Source organism: Halomonas aquatica, from assembly GCF_040196335.1.
GTDB lineage: Bacteria > Pseudomonadota > Gammaproteobacteria > Pseudomonadales > Halomonadaceae > Halomonas > Halomonas aquatica.
This window is the reverse complement of the sequence record NZ_JBEGCJ010000005.1, coordinates 318806-336158: the sequence shown is the minus strand read 5'-3', so window position 1 is coordinate 336158 and position 17353 is coordinate 318806. Positions and strand designations below refer to the sequence as shown.

Here is a 17353-nt window from a genome sequence, read left to right as displayed (position 1 = left end):
TGCCCGAGATGCTCGCCACGCTCAATGCGGGCCGGGGCTCCCGCTCCCACATCAGCGTGCCCTTCAGCCACCATGCGCCACGACTGGTCCCGACCGGCATCGTCTACAATACCCAGACTCTCCCGGAGGCGACGAAGAGTGGATCGCCGATGTACGACCCTGAGATCAATATCGATCTCTCCTTCGCGTTGATGGGCGACGCCCAGCCCAGCGAGGCCGACATGGAGTGACCGCGATTCACTCCCAGCAAGGAATGCCCCATGAGTAATCGACAGGAGCAGCCGCTGCTCAACGACTGGTTCCAGAACCACGGCATCACCGAGGTCGAGTGCCTGGTCTCCGACCTGACCGGCATCCTCAAGGGCAAGATCATGCCCGCCGACAAGTACCTCAAGGGTGGTCGCCCAAGGCTGCCCGACTCGATCTTCATCCAGACCGTCACCGGCGGCTATCCCGATGACGAGGATATCCGCTTCTGGAACCCCGCCGAGCGGGACATGGAACTGGTGCCCGACCCGAACGCCGTCTATCTGGTGCCTTGGGCCGAGGACCCGACGGCGCAGATCATCCATGACTGCTTTTACCTGACCGGCGAGCCGGTGGAGCTGGCGCCCCGCCATGTGCTGAAGCGGGTGCTGGACCTCTACGCCGCCCAGGGCTGGACCCCAGTGGTCGCGCCGGAGGTGGAGTTCTACCTGGTCAAGACCAATACCGACTCGGACTATCCACTGGAGCCGCCCATCGGCCGTTCGGGTCGCCAGGAGAGCAGCCGGCAGTCTTTCTCCATCGACGCGGTCAACGAGTTCGATCCACTGTTCGAGGAGATGTACGACTACTGCGACGCCATGAATCTGGATCTCGATACCCTGATCCACGAGGAAGGCGCCGGCCAGATGGAGGTCAACTTCCAACACGGCGACCCCCTCTCGCTGGCCGACCAGGTGGTGATGTTCAAGCGCACCCTTCGCGAGACGGCGCTGCGCCACGGCATGTATGCCACCTTCATGGCCAAGCCCATGGCCAATGAGCCCGGCAGCTCGATGCATCTTCACCAGAGCCTGCTCGACAGCAAGGACTGCCACAACGTCTTCGCCGACGAGGCAGGGCAGCCCAGTCGCCTCTTCCACTCCTTCATCGGCGGCCTGCAGCGCTACCTGCCCTCGGCCATGCCGCTGCTGGCCCCCAACGTCAACTCCTACCGCCGGCTGATGCGAACCGAGACCAGCGGTTCGGCGCCGATCAACGTGGAGTGGGGCATGGACAATCGCACCGTGGGGCTGCGTGTGCCGGTTTCCACCCCCGAGGCGACCCGGGTGGAGAATCGCCTGGCGGGGGCCGATGCCAATCCCTACCTGGTGATGGCGGCCTCGCTGGCCTGCGGTTACCTGGGCATGCTGGGTGGGATCGAGCCTCGTCCGCCGATGACCGGCTCCGCATGGTCCGGCGGCAACCAGCTACCCGATGACATCAGCCCGGCGCTGGACCTGCTGCACGACTGCAAGCCACTGGGCGATATTCTCGGCGAGCGCTTCATCAACAGTTACCTGGCGGTCAAGCGTGCAGAGCATCGCGCCTACTTCCAGGTCATCAGCTCCTGGGAGCGCGAGCACCTGCTGTTGCGGGTCTAGTGCCGTGACTGCGGCCAGGACCGGGGTCACGGCGGTCGTCTCATGGTGATCCTTGCATGGCCGTCGTGTTGCCGGAAATGAGATGGGTCGCGTATCACCCCGCAAGATGTTGAATGACATTACCCCCTGGAGATTTCCATGAGCCTCTCCCTCGCGACCGAGCACGTGCCATCCTGGTATGCCGCCTCGGCCACTCCCGGCCAGGTACGTCCGGCCCTAGAGGGGGAGGTCGAGTGCGATGTTTGCGTGGTGGGGGCCGGCTTCACGGGCCTCTCGTCGGCCCTGCATCTGGCGGAGCAGGGCGTCAGGGTGGTGGTTCTGGAAGCGGCGCGAGTGGGCTTCGGCGCCTCCGGGCGCAACGGCGGCCAGATCGTCAACGGCTACAGCCGCGACATGGATATGATCGAGGCCCGATATGGCGAACAGACGGCTCGTGCGCTTGGCGACATGGCCTTCGAGGGCAATCGCATCATCCGCGAGCGGGTGGCGACCTACGGCATCGACTGCGACCTGCGTGACGGCAATCTCTTCGCCGCCTGCAACGCGAAGCAGCTACAGGAGCTGCGCGAGCAAAAGATGCTATGGGAGCGCTACGGCCACGAGCGACTCGAACTGCTCGAGGGCGACGCCTATCGCCGTGAGGTGATCACCGACCGCTACACGGGGGGCCTGGTCGACCACGCCGGTGGGCACCTGCATCCGCTGAACCTGGTGCTGGGCGAAGCGGTGGCCATCGAGTCTCTCGGCGGAACCATCTTCGAGCAGAGTCCCCTCGAGCGCCTGGAGCATGGCGAGCCGGCGCGCCTTCACACGCCGCGGGGCGTGGTGAAGGCACGTCGCGTGGTCATGGCCGGCAATGCCTACCTCAAGGGTGTGCTGCCCGAGATCGAGGGCAGGGCCATGCCATGTGGCACCCAGATCATCGCCACCGAGCCCCTGGGCGAGGCGCTGGCCGCCGAGCTGATCCCGGGCGGCATGGCCGTCGAGGACTGCAACTACCTGCTCGACTACTTCCGCCTCACCGCCGATCATCGGCTGATCTATGGCGGAGGCGTCAATTACGGCGGTCAGGATCCCGACGACATCGAGGCGGTGATCCGCCCCAGGATGGAGAAGACCTTTCCCCGGCTCGCCAGCGTGAAGGTCGAACATGCCTGGAGCGGCAATTTCCTGCTGACGCTCAATCGCCTGCCGCAGTTCGGGGTCTTCAACGGGAACATCTACTACGCCCAGGGCTACTCGGGTCACGGTGTTACCTGTAGCCATCTGGCCGGACGGCTGATCGCCGAGGTGATGTCAGGGCGAGACGAGCGCTTCGATGCCTTCGCCGGGCTGCCCCACCTGCCGTTTCCCGGCGGACGCCTGTTGCGGGTGCCGCTTTCCGCCATTGGCGCCTGGTACTACCAGGCCCGTGATCGGCTGGGGGTCTGAGCCTTTTCTCCGTCGCGCAACCCGGCAGGCGAGGAGGTGGTAGTCAGGTGAACTTGCGGAAGAAATGGGTCATGTCGAACAAGTCATCGAGTCGTTCATAGCGATCACGGGCTTCGGGCCATCGCTGCTCCTGAACGGCGGCGATCATGGTCTCGAGCAGCATCATGGTCGACACGTTGGAATCCCATCCTGAGGGAATCTCTACCCAGCAGTTGAAGGTGAAGTCGGCCAGTGCCGAGATGGGGGAGCCCCACTGATCGGTGAACAGCACGATGCGCACGCCGCGCTTGCTCACCATTTCCACCAGGCGAAGCAGGTTGGTCTCATAACGCCTGATATCAAATATCAGCAGGGTTTCACCCGGCTCCATGTCGAGCACGTAATGCGGCCACGTGCCTGAGGACGAGGTCATGTGGGTCACGCGCGGGCGCACAGCCTGGAAATGTGTGAAGGCATAATCGGCCAGTGCCTGGGTGATGCGCCCGCCGACGATGTAGAGACGTCGGTCGACGTCGGCCAACTGGCTGGTGGCCTGATCGAACCTCTCCGTCTCGATATGCGCAAAGGTCTGTTGCAGATTGTTGGTCACCGCCTGGGCGAACCGGTTCAGCAGGTGCGTATCCGGTGCCCCCGATGACCAGTTATCACGGCGTTGAGTGGGCCCTACTCCCTGAGCCTCCAGTTCACGCAGCAGGGCCTTGTGGAACTCCGGATAGCCCTTGAACCCCAGCTTCTTGACCATGCGCGCCACCGTAGGAGATGACACGCCCACGTTGCCCGCCACGATGGTGATTGAGGCCAGGCCTGCCGCTGGATAGTTATCCAGCAACGCATTGGCAAACTTTCTTTCCGATTGCGTCAGCGCCGGATAATGCTGCCGGATCAGTTCGCGCACGGTGGAGTCGATGGTCGTCAAAACGCTTCCTCCCCCGGATGCCCTATCCAGACGATGACCATCATGGATCGGCGTTGAAAGTGCTTTTGAAGAAATATTGACGCATGGACTTTGCCGCGTCTATATCTTTACAGGACCTTGGAGGAGCCCTGATGTCCAGCGAAATCGAGCAGTCATCCCCATACGTCGAAATTCACAACCGGGACGCCAACGGTCCGGTCGTTCTCCTGTGCGAACATGCGTCGCATCATATACCCGAGCAATATCATGGTCTTGGACTCGATCCTGCTCACCGTCACAGTCACGCGGCATGGGATCCTGGCGCGCGCGCCGTGGCCATGAAGTTGTCGGAGAGGCTTCATGCGCCGATGGTGGCGAGCCGAGTTTCGAGGCTTGTCTACGACTGCAATCGTCCACCCGAAGCACCCAGCGCGATGCCTGAATGTTCGGAAGTCATCGACGTGCCGGGCAATCACAATCTGACGGAGTCGCAGCGTTCCGCCCGGATCGATTCAGTCTATCGTCCTTTTTGCGATGCCGTGACGAGCGTTCTGGCACAGCGTGCTGCGCACCATCTCCCGACGGTTCTGATCACCATACATAGCTTCACACCGAATTTTCATGGCCGGGTCCGTGCGGTTGAAATAGGTATTCTTCATGATGCGGACAGCCGGATGGCCGATGCAATGCTGGCGCAGTCCCAGCGCCTGCCTCATCGGCGGATCCAGCGCAATGCTCCGTATGGTCCCGAGGATGGCGTTACCCATTCTCTGAAACTCCACGGAATCGCCAACGGGCTGGCGAATGTGATGATCGAGATTCGCAATGACCTGGTTGCCACGCCGGATGACGAAGACGCCATGGCCCAGGAGCTGCTGCAACTGTTACATCCCGCGTTGGCCACATTCGAATTAGAGCTCGCATCTCAGAAGGGCAAGCAAGATGCCTAAATCCATCATGATATATATCAGCGCCGTCGATGCGATGAACCGTTTCATCGGTCGGATTGCGATGTTCCTGATCTTTGCCTTGATCGGGATTCTACTTTGGTCGTCAGCTTCCAAGGTGTTCATGACACCCTCGATGTGGACGCTGGAAACCGCACAATTCGTCATGGTGGCGTATTTCGTATTGGGTGGCCCCTATTCGATCCAGTTGGGATCCAATGTTCGCATGGATCTCTTCTATGGAGAATGGAGCCCGAAAACCAAGGCATGTGTCGATGCCTTCACGGTCTTCTTCCTGGTTTTCTACCTCGGCGTTCTTCTCTATGGCGGGCTGGTGTCGACGGCATATTCGCTCGGATACTTCGGCGATGAACCGTTCAATTTCTTTTTCAATCTCGTCTGGACGTTCATCAGTCAGGGGCCGTCAGCTGCCGGAGAAGAGCTTGGCTTCATGGAACGTAGCCCGACGGCATGGCGGCCCTTGTTGTGGCCGATAAAGACGGTGCTTTGCCTCGGAGTTTTTCTAATGATCCTTCAATCACTTGCTGAATTTTTCAGGGATATTGGCCGTCTTCGTGGGGTGTTGGACTGATGCCGTATGAGATGATCGCAATCGTGATGTTCAGCTCGATGATGCTGATGCTGCTCACCGGACAGCGTGTGTTTGGCGCCATCGGTTTTGTTGGTGCATTGGCGGGCGTCCTGTTATGGGGAACGGGTGGTGTAGACATCCCGTTTTCATCCGCGATGAAGCTGATGAAATGGTATCCGCTGCTGACCCTACCAATGTTCATCTTCATGGGATATGTGCTGTCGGAAAGCCGTATCGCGGATGACCTGTACCGAATGTTCCATGTCTGGATGGGGCCGGTGCGGGGCGGGCTTGCCATCGGAACGATAGGGTTGATGGTGCTGATCTCGGCCATGAACGGGCTGTCGGTGGCCGGAATGGCAATCGGCGCCACCATTGCCTTGCCCGAATTGCTGCGACGTGGCTATGACAAGATCATGGTCACCGGCGTCATCCAGGCGGGTTCCAGCCTGGGGATACTCGTTCCGCCCTCGGTGGTGCTGGTGCTGTACGCGATGATCGCACGCCAGCCCGTGGGGCAGCTGTGGCTTGCCGGCGTGTTGCCGGGGCTGATGATGGCGACGCTGTTTATCCTCTATATCTACGTACGTTGCCGCCTGCAGCCAGGCCTGGGACCCGTGCTGCCCGCCGAAGAACGTGATGTGAGCCTTGCCGAGAAGCTGCGTCTGCTGAGAGCGGGCCTACTGCCACTCATGATCTTTGCGGTGATGATGGTCCCCTTCGTCAAGGGCTGGACGTCACTTGTCGAAAGCTCGGCTGTCGGCGCGATGACCGCGCTGCTGGCGGCCATCCTCAAGGGCCGGATGACGCGCAAGGTGTTTGAAGTGTCCGTGCGGCAGACCCTGGCCATTTCGTGCATGTTCATGTGGATCATCCTGGCCGCGCTCGCCTTTGGTGCCATCTTCGACGGGCTGGGGGCGGTCAAGGCCATTGAGGACCTGTTTACGGAGCGCCTGGGGTTATCGCCCTGGATGATCCTGATCCTGATGCAGCTCAGTTTCATCGTGATGGGGACCTTCCTGGATGACACCGCGATGCTGGTGATCGTGGCGCCCCTGTACGTGCCGTTGGTAGACGCACTTGGGTTCGACCTGATCTGGTATGGCGTTCTCTACACGATCACTACCCAGATTGCCTACATGACGCCGCCGTTCGGTTACAACCTTTTCCTGATGCGAGCCATGGCGCCACCCGAGATTGGTCTGCTAGATATTTATCGGTCGATCATCCCTTTCGTGTTGGTGATGGCGTTTGCCCTCAGCCTGGTGATGATCTTTCCGCAAATCGCACTGTGGCTTCCGGGCTATATTTATGGGAGCTGATAGTTGCGGGACTGAACAACAAGAGCCTCACCACGGGCCGAATCCATGCTACATCCAGTAGCTGACACCAGGAGAGTGAGAAAATGACAACAAGACGCAAGTTTCTTATCACAGCCGCGACCGGTGCTGCCATCGCGCCGCTGGCCTCGAAGGTCATGGCCCAGTCATCCTCCGAGCCGACCATCAAGTGGCGCATGCAGACCTATGCCGGTGCCGCCTTGGCCGAGCATGTCGCCAAGCCTGCCATCGACCTGTTCAACAGGATCGCCGGGGACCGCATGCAGATCGAGCTGTACTATGCCGATCAGCTGGTTCCGACGGGTGAACTGTTCCGTGCGATGCAGCGCGGTACCATCGACGCCGTGCAATCGGATGATGATTCGATGGCATCGCCCACGGAAGTCACCGTCTTTGGTGGTTATTTCCCCTTTGGCTCACGCTACAGCCTCGATGTGCCTGTGCTGTTCAACCAGTATGGCCTCAAGGAAATCTGGGAAGAAGAATATGCCAAGGTGGGCGTCAAGCATGTCAGCGCCGGCGCCTGGGATCCGTGTCATTTCGTTACCAAGGAGCCGATTCGCAGCCTCAAGGATCTGGAGGGAAAGCGTATCTTTACCTTCCCCACCGCGGGGCGCTTCCTGTCGCAGTTCGGCGTAGTGCCGGTGACCCTGCCCTGGGAGGATATCGAGGTTGCCGTGCAGACCGGCGAACTGGACGGGATCGCCTGGTCCGGCATCACCGAGGATTACACGGTCGGATGGGCCGATGTCACCAACTACTTCCTGACCAACAACATCTCCGGTGCCTGGATCGGCCATTTCTTCGTAAACATGGAGCGTTGGAACGAGTTGCCCGAAGATCTCAGGCTGCTGTTCGAGGTGTGCTGTGAACAGTCTCACTACTACCGCCAGCACTGGTACTGGGGTGGCGAGGCCAGCCTTCGCGTGCATGGCGACAAGCTCGAGCTCACCACGATTCCCGATGCCGAATGGGATCAGGTGGAAGAGGCCGCCCAGGAATTCTGGAACGAGATCGCGGCGCAATCCGAGACCAAGGCCAAGGTGGTCGAGATATTCAAGCAATACAATGCCGATATGCGCAAGGCCGGCCGGCCCTACCGCTACGGCGACGCATGAGCAGACCCCGTACCCCGGCACTCGCCGGGGTACGGGGTCTGGGGATGGGGCCCGACCTAGTGCCGGGCCTTGTCATCTTGATTCCAACGAGGAGCCTCGGAAATGACCAATGCGCTGGCTTTGGATGCCCTTGAGGCCCTGAAGGCCAAGGTGGGTAGTGGCGAAGTCGACACGGTACTCGTGTGTATCGTCGACATGCAGGGACGCCTGATGGGCAAGCGGCTCCATGCGCGTCACTTCGTGGATGATGGCTGGGACGAGACGCATTGCTGCAACTACCTGCTGGCCACCGATCTCGAGATGGAAACGCCTGATGGCTATGCCAGCACCTCATGGCGAGCGGGGTATGGCGACTACATCATGAAGCCTGACCTGGCCACCTTGCGTCCCGTGCCGTGGCTGGAGGGAACGGTCATGGTGCTGTGCGACCTGCTGGATCATCATACTCATCAGCTGATACCCCATGCGCCGCGGGCCATTCTCAAGCGTCAGCTTGCCCGGCTGGAGGAGATGGGGTTCGACGCGGTCATGGCCACCGAGCTGGAGTTCTTCCTGTTCGAGAAGGGCCTCGACGAGATTCGCAAGGAAGGCTTTCGCGACCTGGAGCCGATCAGCGGGTACAACGAGGACTATCACATCTTCCAGACCACCAAGGAAGAGCATGTGTTGCGTCCGCTGCGCAACCATCTCTTCGCGGCGGGGATTCCTGTGGAAGGTACCAAGGGCGAGGCCGGATCGGGTCAGGAGGAGCTCAATATCAGGTATGCGAAAGCACTCGATACGGCGGATTATCACACCATCGCCAAGCACGCGACCAAGGAGATTGCCTGGCAGCAGGGCCGGGCGGTGACCTTCCTGCCGAAATGGCACCACGATCATTCGGGCAGCTCCAGCCACATCCACCAGTCGCTGTGGAAGGATGGGCTGCCTGTCTTCGTCGACGAGAGCGATGCCCTTGGCATGTCTGCGTTGATGAAGCAGTACCTGGCCGGGTTGCTCAAATATGCACCCGACTATACCTACTTCCTGGCGCCCTACATCAACAGCTTCAAGCGCTTCCAGAAGGGCTCCTTCGCACCCACGCGAACGGTCTGGTCGGTGGACAACCGCACCGCGGGGTTTCGTCTGTGCGCCGAGGGCACCAGAGCGGTGCGTATCGAGTGTCGCATCGGTGGCTCGGACCTGAACCCCTACCTGGCCATGGCCGGCCAACTGGCCGCCGGCATCAAGGGGATCGAGGAGGGCCTGGAGCTGTCTCCGCCCGCCGAGGGAGACAACTACGAGGGGGAGACCGGCCTGATCCCGCAAAACCTGCGCGATGCCAAGGATGCCCTGAAGGATTCCGCCATGCTGCGTGAGGCCATGGGGGATGACGTGATCGATCACTACACCCGCGCCGCGGAGGTGGAACTGGAAGACTTCGAACGCGTGGTTACCGATTACGAGGTGGCACGCGGCTTCGAGCGGTCGTAACGATAGCCTGGCGACGTCGGGCAGGCCCCGGACGAGGGCTCCCGGCCGGCATGCCCCCGGCAAAGACCAAGGGGCAGGGCCTGTGTGTGCCAGGCAGGTCATAAAGAAACGGGAGAGGACCATGGGTCACATGCTGAAATGTATTTCGCCGATCGACGGGTCGGTCTTCGCCGAGCGTGAGGCGCTGTCTCCGGAGGCCGCACGGCAGGCGGCCGACCGGGCGCGGTCGGCGCAGGCCGACTGGGCCGCACGCCCGCTCCAGGAGCGGGTCGACCTGGTGCGGGCCGGCATCGCCGCGGTGGGGGCGATGAACGACGAGGTGGTGCCGGAGCTGGCCCACATGATGGGCCGCCCGGTGCGCTATGGCGGCGAGTTCGGTGGCTTCGAGGAGCGGGGCGGCCATATGGCGGATATCGCCCAGGAGGCGCTGGCCGATATTCCGGTGGGTGAGGATGCCACGGTCAAGCGCTACATCAGGCGCATCCCGCATGGGGTGGTACTGGTAGTAGCCCCCTGGAATTATCCCTACATGACGGCCATCAACACCGTGGCGCCGGCGCTGATCGCGGGCAACGCCGTGCTGCTCAAGCATGCCACCCAGACCCTGTTGGTGGGCGAGCGCATGGCGCGCGCCTTCCACTCGGTCGGCGTGCCCGAGGAGGTCTTCCAGAACGTCTTCCTGGATCACGAGACCACTTCAACACTGATCGCCGATCGGGCCTTCGATTTCGTCAACTTCACCGGCTCCGTGGGCGGCGGACGTGCCATGGAACAGGCGGCCGCCGGCACCTTCACCGGGCTGGGGCTGGAGCTCGGCGGCAAGGACCCGGGCTATGTCATGGAGGATGCCGATCTCGACGCCGCCGTCGCTACCCTGATCGATGGGGCGATGTTCAACTCCGGGCAATGCTGCTGCGGAATCGAGCGGATCTACGTGCACGAGAGCCTTTATGAGGCCTTCGTCGCCAAGGCGGTGGCGATCGTCGAGGGCTACAGGCTGGGTAATCCCCTGGCACCCGACACGGACATCGGCCCCATGGCGAACATCCGTTTCGCCCGTGAGGTCCGGGACCAGATCGACGAGGCCCTGGCCGATGGTGCGAGGGCCCATATCTCGCAGAAGCCCGAGGATGACGGTGGCGCCTACCTGACCCCGCAGATACTTACCGAGGTGAGCCACGACATGCGCGTGATGCGCGACGAGAGCTTCGGTCCGGTGGTCGGCATCATGAAGGTCAGCAACGACGAGGAGGCGATCCGGCTGATGAACGACAGCCGGTTCGGCCTGACGGCAAGCCTCTGGACCGCCGACATCGAGCGTGCCCAGCGGGTGGGTGACCGGGTCGAGACCGGCACCGTCTTCATGAACCGCGCGGACTACCTCGATCCTGGCCTGTGCTGGACTGGCTGCAAGGACACGGGACGCGGCGGCGGCCTGTCGGTGATCGGCTACCACAACCTGACACGCCCCAAGTCCTACTACCTCAAGAAGGTGACGACATGACGCTGACTGGAAACTGGACCTATCCCACCGCCATCCGATTCGGGGCGGGCCGGCTCAAGGAGTTGCCCGAGGCCTGTGCCGAGGCGGGCATCAGCCGTCCTCTGCTGGTGACGGATCGCGGCCTGGCCGGCCTGCCGATCACCGCCGCCGCGCTGGACATCCTGGACGCCGCGGGACTGGGCAGAGGGCTCTTTGCCGAGGTCGACCCCAACCCGAATGAAAAGAACCTGGCGGCAGGGGTCGAGGCCTTCCGGGCCGGCGGTCACGACGGGGTGATCGCGTTCGGCGGTGGCTCGGGGCTGGATCTGGGCAAGATGGTGGCATTCATGTCCGGCCAGACGCGCCCGGTCTGGGACTTCGAGGATATCGGCGACTGGTGGACGCGAGCCGATGCCGAGGCGATCGTCCCCATCGTGGCGGTGCCCACCACCGCCGGGACCGGCTCGGAGGTGGGTCGGGCCAGCGTCATCACCAACTCGCACACCCACGAGAAGAAGATCATCTTTCATCCCAGGGTGCTGCCCAGGGTGGTGCTCTGCGACGCCGAGCTGACGGTGGGCATGCCCAGGCCCATCACCGCCGGCACCGGGCTCGATGCCTTTGCCCACTGTGTGGAGGCATTCTCGAGCCCGCACTATCATCCGATGAGCCAGGGCATCGCGCTGGAAGGCATGCGGCTGGTCAAGGAGTACCTGCCGCGCGCCTATGCCGACGGCACCGATCTCGAGGCGCGTGCGCACATGATGAGCGCGGCGATGATGGGCTCCACCGCCTTTCAGAAGGGGTTGGGGGCCATCCATGCGATGAGCCATCCCATCGGCGCGGTGTTCAATGCTCACCACGGCACCACCAATGCGATCTGCATGCCGGCGGTGCTGGAGTTCAACGCCGACGCCATCCGCGAGCGATTCGACATGGCGGCCGCCTATCTGGGTATCGAAGGCGGCTTCGATGGTTTCAAGGCCTTCGTGCAGGCGCTCAACGATCAGATGGGCATCCCCCGCACCCTCTCGGAGATCGGTGCGACTCCCGACCGCATCGACGAGCTGGCCGCCATGGCCATTCAGGATCCCAGCTGTGGCGGGAATCCCGTGGAGTTGACCGTCGATGATCTCAGGGCGCTGTTCCGACAGTGCATGTGACTCTCCCGCGATCGCTCCGCCCCCACTGTTGACCCGGGACATCAGAAGAGCCCCGTGATCTCTCCGTTGTCATCGATGTCGAGATGCGCGGCGGCCGGATCACGGCCAAGGCCCGGCATGGTGCGGATGTCCCCGCATAGGGCATAGACGAAGCCCGCCCCGGCGGAGAGTCGCACCTCGCGCACTGGCAGGGTCCAGCCGGTGGGTGCCCCCCGCAGGGCAGGGTCCGACGACAGCGACAGGTGGGTCTTGGCGATGCACACCGGCAGATGGCCATGGCCCTGTTGCTGGTAGCTGTCGATCTGGCGACGGGCCTCGGGGCTGAAGGAGACGTCGGCGGCACCGTAGAGGCGGGTGGCGATGCACGCGATCTTGGCGTCGAGGGGCATCTCGTCCGGGTACAGGAAGCGGAAGTTGCTGCCGCCGTCGGCGGCTTCCACCACGGCCTGGGCCAGGTCGAGGGCGCCGACACCGCCTTCTCGCACGTGGCTCGATACCGTGGCCCGGACCCCGGCGGCCTCGGCGATGTCGCGAATGGCGGCGTGCTCGCTGGCATGGTCCGAGGGGAAGGCGTTGATGGCCACCACCGGGGTGACACCGTGGATGCGAAGGTTGTCGATCTGCTTGACGAGATTGGCGCTGCCCGCGCGGACGTCCTCGGGGCTTTCCCTCAGCATGGCCGAGGGGAGTGGCTTGCCGGGGAGCATGGCGTATCGCCCCGAGTGGAACTTCAATGCGCGGACCGTGGCCACCAGCACCGCGGCGTCCGGAGTCAGCCCCGAGGCCCGGCACTTGATGTTGAAGAAGCGTTCCGCGCCCATGTCGGCCCCGAAGCCCGCCTCGGTGACGAGGTACTCCCCGCCGAGCAGGCCGATTCGATCGGCGATGATCGAGGAGTTGCCATGGGCGATGTTGCCGAACGGCCCGGTATGGATCAGGGCCGGTGCGTGCTCCAGCGTCTGCAGCAGGTTGGGCTTTATCGCTTCCTTGAGCAGCACGGTCATGGCACCCGCCGCGCCGATCTGCTCGGCGGTGACCGGCTCGCCGCTGCGGGTGAAACCGACCCTGATCCGGCCCAGCCGGCTGCGCAGGTCCGCAAGCGATGTCGCCAGGGCGAGCACCGCCATGACCTCCGAGGCCGCGGTGATCTCGAAGCTGCTCTGACGTGTCACGCCATCGGCAGACGGGCCGAGCCCCGTGACGATATGGCGCAGGGCACGGTCATTGATATCCATTACCCGTTGCCAGCCAATCGTCTCGGGGTCCAGGTCGAGGCCCAGGCGATGGTGAAGGTGGTTGTCCACCATCGCCGCCAGCAGATTATGGGCGGAGGAGACCGCATGGATGTCCCCGGTCAGGTGCAGGTTGATGCGCTCCATGGGAACCACCTGGCTGTAGCCCGCGCCGGCGGCGCCACCCTTGAAGCCGAGCGCCGGGCCCATGGAGGGCTGGCGCAGGGCGACGGTGGCGCTGTGACCCAGCTGTTGCAGGCCCTGGACGAGGCCGATGGAGGTGGTGGTCTTGCCCTCGCCCAGGGGCGTGGGGGTGATCGCCGAAACCACCACGTAGCGTGCGCGCTGACGCTTTGCCAGCGCGCCTAGGGCGGCGAGGTCCAACTTGGCGATGCCCCGCCCGTAGGGCTCCACCATCTCGCCGGGCACTCCCAGGCGGTTGGCGATCTCTTCGATGGGTCGGAGCAGAGCGTCACGGGCGATCGCGAGGTTGTCCGGCATCCCCTGTCGCGCCTGGCCGAGGTCTTGCGGTTGGCTCGTCATCGCCATGTCTCCTGAATCATCCACCGGGGCATCGATAGCCACCGTAGTCGAGCTCGGCAGGCGCCGACGAGGCGGAGCGTCGCCCGCCCGGCGATACGAGGATAGTCCAGATCGCGCATGGCCAACCATCTCGCCACCCGGCAGGGGCCGGGTGATCCGATCGCTGTCGCCATCTGGTGACAGCGAGTCAGGCATTGTGAAACCTGCGGCGAGATACTGAAGCCTTGAGTCTCGGAGGCGTATAGTGGACGACGATTCGTGTATGGCGCAGGAAGCGTCATCGCCATCGCCCTTTTTTCGTCACGCATCTCCCGGAGTCCGTGACAACAGTCTGTGACAACAACGAGGCGCAGCCGCGTCCTCCTGGAGGTGAAAGATGAGCAAGTCGATCGTGGTGGGGACGACCCTGGCCGTGCTGGGCCTGGGCGGTCTGGCCTTCGGTGCCTGGCAGGTCCAGCAGGGCCCGGAGTACGGCCAGATTACCAATGTAGAGACGCTGACCCGGACCGTGGAGACGCCGCGGGAGGTGTGTGAGTCGGTAGTGGTCAGCCAGCCGGCGGCCGCTCCGGCGGGGCAGGGCGCCACCCGTGATCCCCATCGCGTGCTGGGTACCGCCGCCGGGGCCATCGTCGGCGGCCTGCTCGGTAACCAGATCGGTGGTGGTAGCGGCAAGAAGATAGCCACGGTGGCCGGTGTCATCGGCGGCGGCCTGGCCGGCCGTGAGGTACAGGAACGCGTGGAGGCACGCCAGCATGCACAGGCGGCTCAGTCCCAGCCGCTTACCACCACCCGTCAGGAGTGTCGTACCGTGGTGGATACCCGTCAGGAGACAGAGGGCTACGAGGTCACCTGGCGCCACGGTGAGACGGTGGAGACCAGCCGCCTGGACAGCCCGCCCCAGAGTGATCGGGTGCTGCTCGAGCAGGGTCGTCCGCAGTGGGATGCCGTCTCCTCGCAGAAGGGCTGAATGAAGCCGACTCGTAATGAACGACAGCGCCCCGGCCAGTGATGGCCGGGGCGCTGTCGTTAGGGGGCAAGCAGGGTCCTCGGGCCCGGCATGCTGACGGTGGCCTCTCCAGCTGCACCAGGCCGGTGGCCCTTCAGACGTGGCGGAGGTACCAGTCGTACTCGAGCCTGCTGACCGCCTGCATGGCCTGGTCGCGTTCGGCACGGCGATTGGCCAGGAAGACCCTGAGGAAGTCTGCGCCCAGCGCTTCGGCCAGGGGGTTGCTCTGCTCCAGCAGGTCCAGGGCCTGGCGCCAGCTGTTGGTCAGGCTGGGGGCGACCTGAGCATAGGCGTTGCCGGTGATGGCCGGCGGCGGAGTCAGTCGCCTGGTCATCCCATGGTCGATGGCGGCCAGCAGAGTGGCTATCAAGAGGTAGGGATTGACGTCGGCTCCGGCGACCCGATGTTCGAGTCGCCGGGCCTGGTTGGCGCCGGATGGCACGCGCACCGCCACCGAGCGGTTGTCGTAGCCCCAGGTCGGCGCCATCGGCACGTAGAGTCCCGGCTGGAAGCGTCGGAAGGAGTTGAGGTTGGGGGCGAAGAGCGCCATGGAAGCCGGCATCAGATCGATCAGACCGGCCACTGCCTGGTGCATCAGTGGTGTACCGAGCGGGTCGCCATTCTCGGCGGAGAAGACGTTGTCTCCTGCCTCGTCGAGCATGCTGATGTGGACATGGGTGCCGTTGCCGGCTTCCTGGCCGTAGGGCTTTGCCATGAAGGTGGCCTCGAAGCCATGCCGAAGGGCCACGCCCTTGATCAGGCGCTTGAGCAGAACGGCACTGTCGCAGGCCTCTAGCGCATTGTCGCAGTGGATCAGGCTTATCTCGAACTGGCCCGGCGCACACTCCTTGAGGGCGGTATCCAGCGGGAGCTTCTGGGCCCGGGCGGTGGCGTGGACTTCCCCGAGCAGGAGGGTGTATTCATCTAGCTCGTTGATCGAGTAGAGCTGGCTTTGCGATGCGCGCTCGCCCGTCGCCGGCGAACAGGGCGGCTGGATCATGCCCAGGCCGTCCCGGCGGCGGTCGATCAGGTTGAACTCCAACTCCACGGCGACCACCGGCGTCAGGCCGGCACGATGGAAGCGCTCCCTCACCCGGTCCAGCACCTGGCGGGGGTCGGCGAAGAAGGGGCTGCCGTCGGGTTCGGTCATGGTCATCAGCGACTGGGCCTGCCGGCCGTCGCGCAGCCAGGGGCTGGGCATCAGGGTGCCCGGCACCGGCCGGCAGACGCGGTCCCCGTCACCGGTTGCCAGTCCCAGCCCGGTGGCCTCGACGGTGTTTCCCAGGATGTCCAGGGCGAACACCGAGGCGGGCAGGTGGATTCCGTCCCGGAAGGCCTTCTCGAGATTCTCGCGCGGGATGCGCTTTCCTCGCAGTAAACCATTGAGGTCGCTGATCAGCAGGTCGATACTGTCGACCTCGGGATGCTGGTCGAGGAAGTCGCGCGCTTCGTCGGCAAGAGAGGAAGACATGGAAGCCACCTGATCGGCGATGGGTCATTGTGCGGTGGCTGTCATCTTTGAATCACTGGCGTTTGTTGTCAAATTCTTTACGCATCAAGGCGGGAAGTTGCAGGGCTTCATCTGCAATTAAATTCAATAAAACAGGCGCTAATATTGTTATGTGTTGATTCTTGGCCCAATGCATCGTCGATTATTGAAAAGATTAATCAACGGCGACATGCAGAGCCAGGCCTGATCACCATCCACGCGTCTGTTTCGAGGAGACTGCCATGCATGCTCGACCCCTGGTGGGCGTGATCGCCTGTCGACGCGAGGTGGAAGGTCACCCTGCGCACATGGTCACCGACAAGTACCTCTCGGCCTTGCGCGACTATGGCCTCGCACCGGTGATCCTGCCGGTGTGGGAAGGGTCCGTGGACAAGGAACTGTTGTCGCGTCTGGATGGCCTGTTGCTCACCGGAAGTCGCTCTAACGTCGAGCCTGAGCGCTATGGGGCGCAGCGCTTGCCCGAGAATACCCGTGACGATCAGCATCGTGACGCCGCTGCGTTCGGCTTGATTCCTGCGGCTCTGGATATGGGCCTGCCGATGTTCGGCATCTGCCGCGGTTTTCAGGAGATCAACGTGGCCTTCGGTGGCACCCTTCATCAGGCCGTCCAGCAGGTTCCCGGCCGGTTCGATCATCGCGAGCCCGAGGGCGATCACGACATCCGGTATGCGCCGGCCCATGACTTGGAGATCCTGCCTGGCGGCGTGATGTCGGGGCTTTTCGGCGAGCGGCACAGCTACGTCAACTCCCTGCATCAACAAGGGGTCGCCGAGTTGGGGCTGGGCCTGACGGTCGAGGCGGTGGCCCCGGATGGGCAGGTCGAGGCGATCTCGGTCGCCGGCGCCCCGAACTTCGCGCTGGCAGTGCAGTGGCACCCCGAGTGGAAGCCCCGGGAGCATCCGCTCCATGACGCCCTGTTTAGCGGCTTCGCCGAGGCCTGCAAGGACCACTCCCGGCCCGCTGGTGTCCAGCCCCTCGACGCCTGACGCCGG

The 17353-nt window shown here is 63.3% G+C and carries 15 protein-coding genes; 12 read left to right on the top strand and 3 right to left on the bottom strand.

The window, feature by feature from the left end:
- The first annotated feature begins 8 nt into the window (after window positions 1-8).
- The 3 genes from ABE960_RS12775 to ABE960_RS12765 all read left to right on the top strand — a co-directional run bounded on the left by ABE960_RS12775 (window position 9) and on the right by ABE960_RS12765 (window position 3059).
- Entirely contained in the window at window positions 9-230 is a 222-nt protein-coding gene (locus tag ABE960_RS12775; RefSeq protein ID WP_349762662.1) for a hypothetical protein, read from the top strand.
- 30 nt (window positions 231-260) lie between these two features.
- Window positions 261-1628 (top strand): glutamine synthetase family protein, encoded by a 1368-nt coding sequence (locus ABE960_RS12770; RefSeq protein WP_349762661.1) that lies wholly within the window; start codon window positions 261-263, stop codon window positions 1626-1628.
- Between the two features lie 138 nt (window positions 1629-1766).
- Window positions 1767-3059 carry an NAD(P)/FAD-dependent oxidoreductase gene (locus ABE960_RS12765; RefSeq protein WP_349762660.1) on the top strand — a complete coding sequence of 431 codons (1293 nt, stop codon included), beginning with the start codon at window positions 1767-1769 and terminating at the stop codon, window positions 3057-3059.
- A gap of 43 nt (window positions 3060-3102) precedes the next feature.
- On the opposite strand, the gene ABE960_RS12760 is transcribed toward ABE960_RS12765, so the two are convergent.
- Window positions 3103-3975 carry a MurR/RpiR family transcriptional regulator gene (locus ABE960_RS12760; protein ID WP_349762659.1) on the bottom strand — a complete coding sequence of 291 codons (873 nt, stop codon included), beginning with the start codon at window positions 3973-3975 and terminating at the stop codon, window positions 3103-3105.
- A 131-nt stretch (window positions 3976-4106) separates the two neighbouring features.
- On the opposite strand from ABE960_RS12760, the gene ABE960_RS12755 reads away from it, so the two are divergent.
- The 7 genes from ABE960_RS12755 to ABE960_RS12725 all read left to right on the top strand — a co-directional run bounded on the left by ABE960_RS12755 (window position 4107) and on the right by ABE960_RS12725 (window position 12070).
- Window positions 4107-4904, top strand: a complete 798-nt coding sequence (locus tag ABE960_RS12755; protein ID WP_349762658.1) for an N-formylglutamate amidohydrolase — start codon at window positions 4107-4109, stop codon at window positions 4902-4904.
- Complete coding sequence (locus ABE960_RS12750) at window positions 4897-5493, top strand: TRAP transporter small permease subunit (protein WP_349762657.1); 597 nt, start codon at window positions 4897-4899, stop codon at window positions 5491-5493. The genes ABE960_RS12755 and ABE960_RS12750 overlap by 8 nt, the downstream gene beginning before the upstream one ends.
- The gene (locus ABE960_RS12745; protein WP_349762656.1) at window positions 5493-6815 is read left to right on the top strand and encodes a TRAP transporter large permease; all 1323 of its coding nucleotides are present in this window, start codon (window positions 5493-5495) and stop codon (window positions 6813-6815) included. Before ABE960_RS12750 ends, ABE960_RS12745 begins: the two co-directional genes overlap by 1 nt.
- A gap of 83 nt (window positions 6816-6898) precedes the next feature.
- On the top strand, window positions 6899-7951 hold the full coding sequence (locus tag ABE960_RS12740) for a TRAP transporter substrate-binding protein (RefSeq protein ID WP_349762655.1): 1053 nt from the start codon (window positions 6899-6901) through the stop codon (window positions 7949-7951).
- A gap of 102 nt (window positions 7952-8053) precedes the next feature.
- Window positions 8054-9424, top strand: coding sequence for a glutamine synthetase family protein (locus ABE960_RS12735; RefSeq protein ID WP_349762654.1), 1371 nt, complete (start codon window positions 8054-8056; stop codon window positions 9422-9424).
- 130 nt (window positions 9425-9554) lie between these two features.
- The gene (locus ABE960_RS12730) at window positions 9555-10928 is read left to right on the top strand and encodes an aldehyde dehydrogenase family protein (RefSeq protein ID WP_349762653.1); all 1374 of its coding nucleotides are present in this window, start codon (window positions 9555-9557) and stop codon (window positions 10926-10928) included.
- The gene (locus ABE960_RS12725) at window positions 10925-12070 is read left to right on the top strand and encodes an iron-containing alcohol dehydrogenase (RefSeq protein ID WP_349762652.1); all 1146 of its coding nucleotides are present in this window, start codon (window positions 10925-10927) and stop codon (window positions 12068-12070) included. The genes ABE960_RS12730 and ABE960_RS12725 overlap by 4 nt, the downstream gene beginning before the upstream one ends.
- A 41-nt stretch (window positions 12071-12111) precedes the next feature.
- Here the strand turns inward: ABE960_RS12725 and ABE960_RS12720 are convergent, their stop codons facing one another.
- On the bottom strand, window positions 12112-13845 hold the full coding sequence (locus tag ABE960_RS12720; protein ID WP_349762651.1) for a formate--tetrahydrofolate ligase: 1734 nt from the start codon (window positions 13843-13845) through the stop codon (window positions 12112-12114).
- A 376-nt stretch (window positions 13846-14221) separates the two neighbouring features.
- Here ABE960_RS12720 and ABE960_RS12715 point away from each other — a divergent pair, with 376 nt between their 5' ends.
- Complete coding sequence (locus ABE960_RS12715; protein ID WP_349762650.1) at window positions 14222-14812, top strand: glycine zipper 2TM domain-containing protein; 591 nt, start codon at window positions 14222-14224, stop codon at window positions 14810-14812.
- Between the two features lie 133 nt (window positions 14813-14945).
- Here the strand turns inward: ABE960_RS12715 and ABE960_RS12710 are convergent, their stop codons facing one another.
- The gene (locus ABE960_RS12710) at window positions 14946-16322 is read right to left on the bottom strand and encodes a glutamine synthetase family protein (RefSeq protein WP_349762649.1); all 1377 of its coding nucleotides are present in this window, start codon (window positions 16320-16322) and stop codon (window positions 14946-14948) included.
- Between the two features lie 260 nt (window positions 16323-16582).
- On the opposite strand from ABE960_RS12710, the gene ABE960_RS12705 reads away from it, so the two are divergent.
- Window positions 16583-17347, top strand: a complete 765-nt coding sequence (locus tag ABE960_RS12705) for a gamma-glutamyl-gamma-aminobutyrate hydrolase family protein (protein WP_349762648.1) — start codon at window positions 16583-16585, stop codon at window positions 17345-17347.
- Window positions 17348-17353 lie beyond the last annotated feature (6 nt).

Excerpts from the sequence above, each read along its gene's own strand:
- ABE960_RS12720 (WP_349762651.1), bottom strand. The coding sequence starts at position 13,845 with ATGACGAGCCAACCGCAAGACCTCGGCCAGGCGCGACAGGGGATGCCG.
- ABE960_RS12775 (WP_349762662.1), top strand. The coding sequence starts at position 9 with ATGCTCGCCACGCTCAATGCGGGCCGGGGCTCCCGCTCCCACATCAGC.
- ABE960_RS12730 (WP_349762653.1), top strand. The coding sequence starts at position 9,555 with ATGCTGAAATGTATTTCGCCGATCGACGGGTCGGTCTTCGCCGAGCGT.
- ABE960_RS12770 (WP_349762661.1), top strand. The coding sequence starts at position 261 with ATGAGTAATCGACAGGAGCAGCCGCTGCTCAACGACTGGTTCCAGAAC.
- ABE960_RS12745 (WP_349762656.1), top strand. The coding sequence starts at position 5,493 with ATGCCGTATGAGATGATCGCAATCGTGATGTTCAGCTCGATGATGCTG.
- ABE960_RS12755 (WP_349762658.1), top strand. The coding sequence starts at position 4,107 with ATGTCCAGCGAAATCGAGCAGTCATCCCCATACGTCGAAATTCACAAC.
- ABE960_RS12735 (WP_349762654.1), top strand. The coding sequence starts at position 8,054 with ATGACCAATGCGCTGGCTTTGGATGCCCTTGAGGCCCTGAAGGCCAAG.
- ABE960_RS12765 (WP_349762660.1), top strand. The coding sequence starts at position 1,767 with ATGAGCCTCTCCCTCGCGACCGAGCACGTGCCATCCTGGTATGCCGCC.
- ABE960_RS12715 (WP_349762650.1), top strand. The coding sequence starts at position 14,222 with ATGAGCAAGTCGATCGTGGTGGGGACGACCCTGGCCGTGCTGGGCCTG.
- ABE960_RS12740 (WP_349762655.1), top strand. The coding sequence starts at position 6,899 with ATGACAACAAGACGCAAGTTTCTTATCACAGCCGCGACCGGTGCTGCC.
- ABE960_RS12750 (WP_349762657.1), top strand. The coding sequence starts at position 4,897 with ATGCCTAAATCCATCATGATATATATCAGCGCCGTCGATGCGATGAAC.
- ABE960_RS12710 (WP_349762649.1), bottom strand. The coding sequence starts at position 16,322 with ATGTCTTCCTCTCTTGCCGACGAAGCGCGCGACTTCCTCGACCAGCAT.
- ABE960_RS12725 (WP_349762652.1), top strand. The coding sequence starts at position 10,925 with ATGACGCTGACTGGAAACTGGACCTATCCCACCGCCATCCGATTCGGG.
- ABE960_RS12705 (WP_349762648.1), top strand. The coding sequence starts at position 16,583 with ATGCATGCTCGACCCCTGGTGGGCGTGATCGCCTGTCGACGCGAGGTG.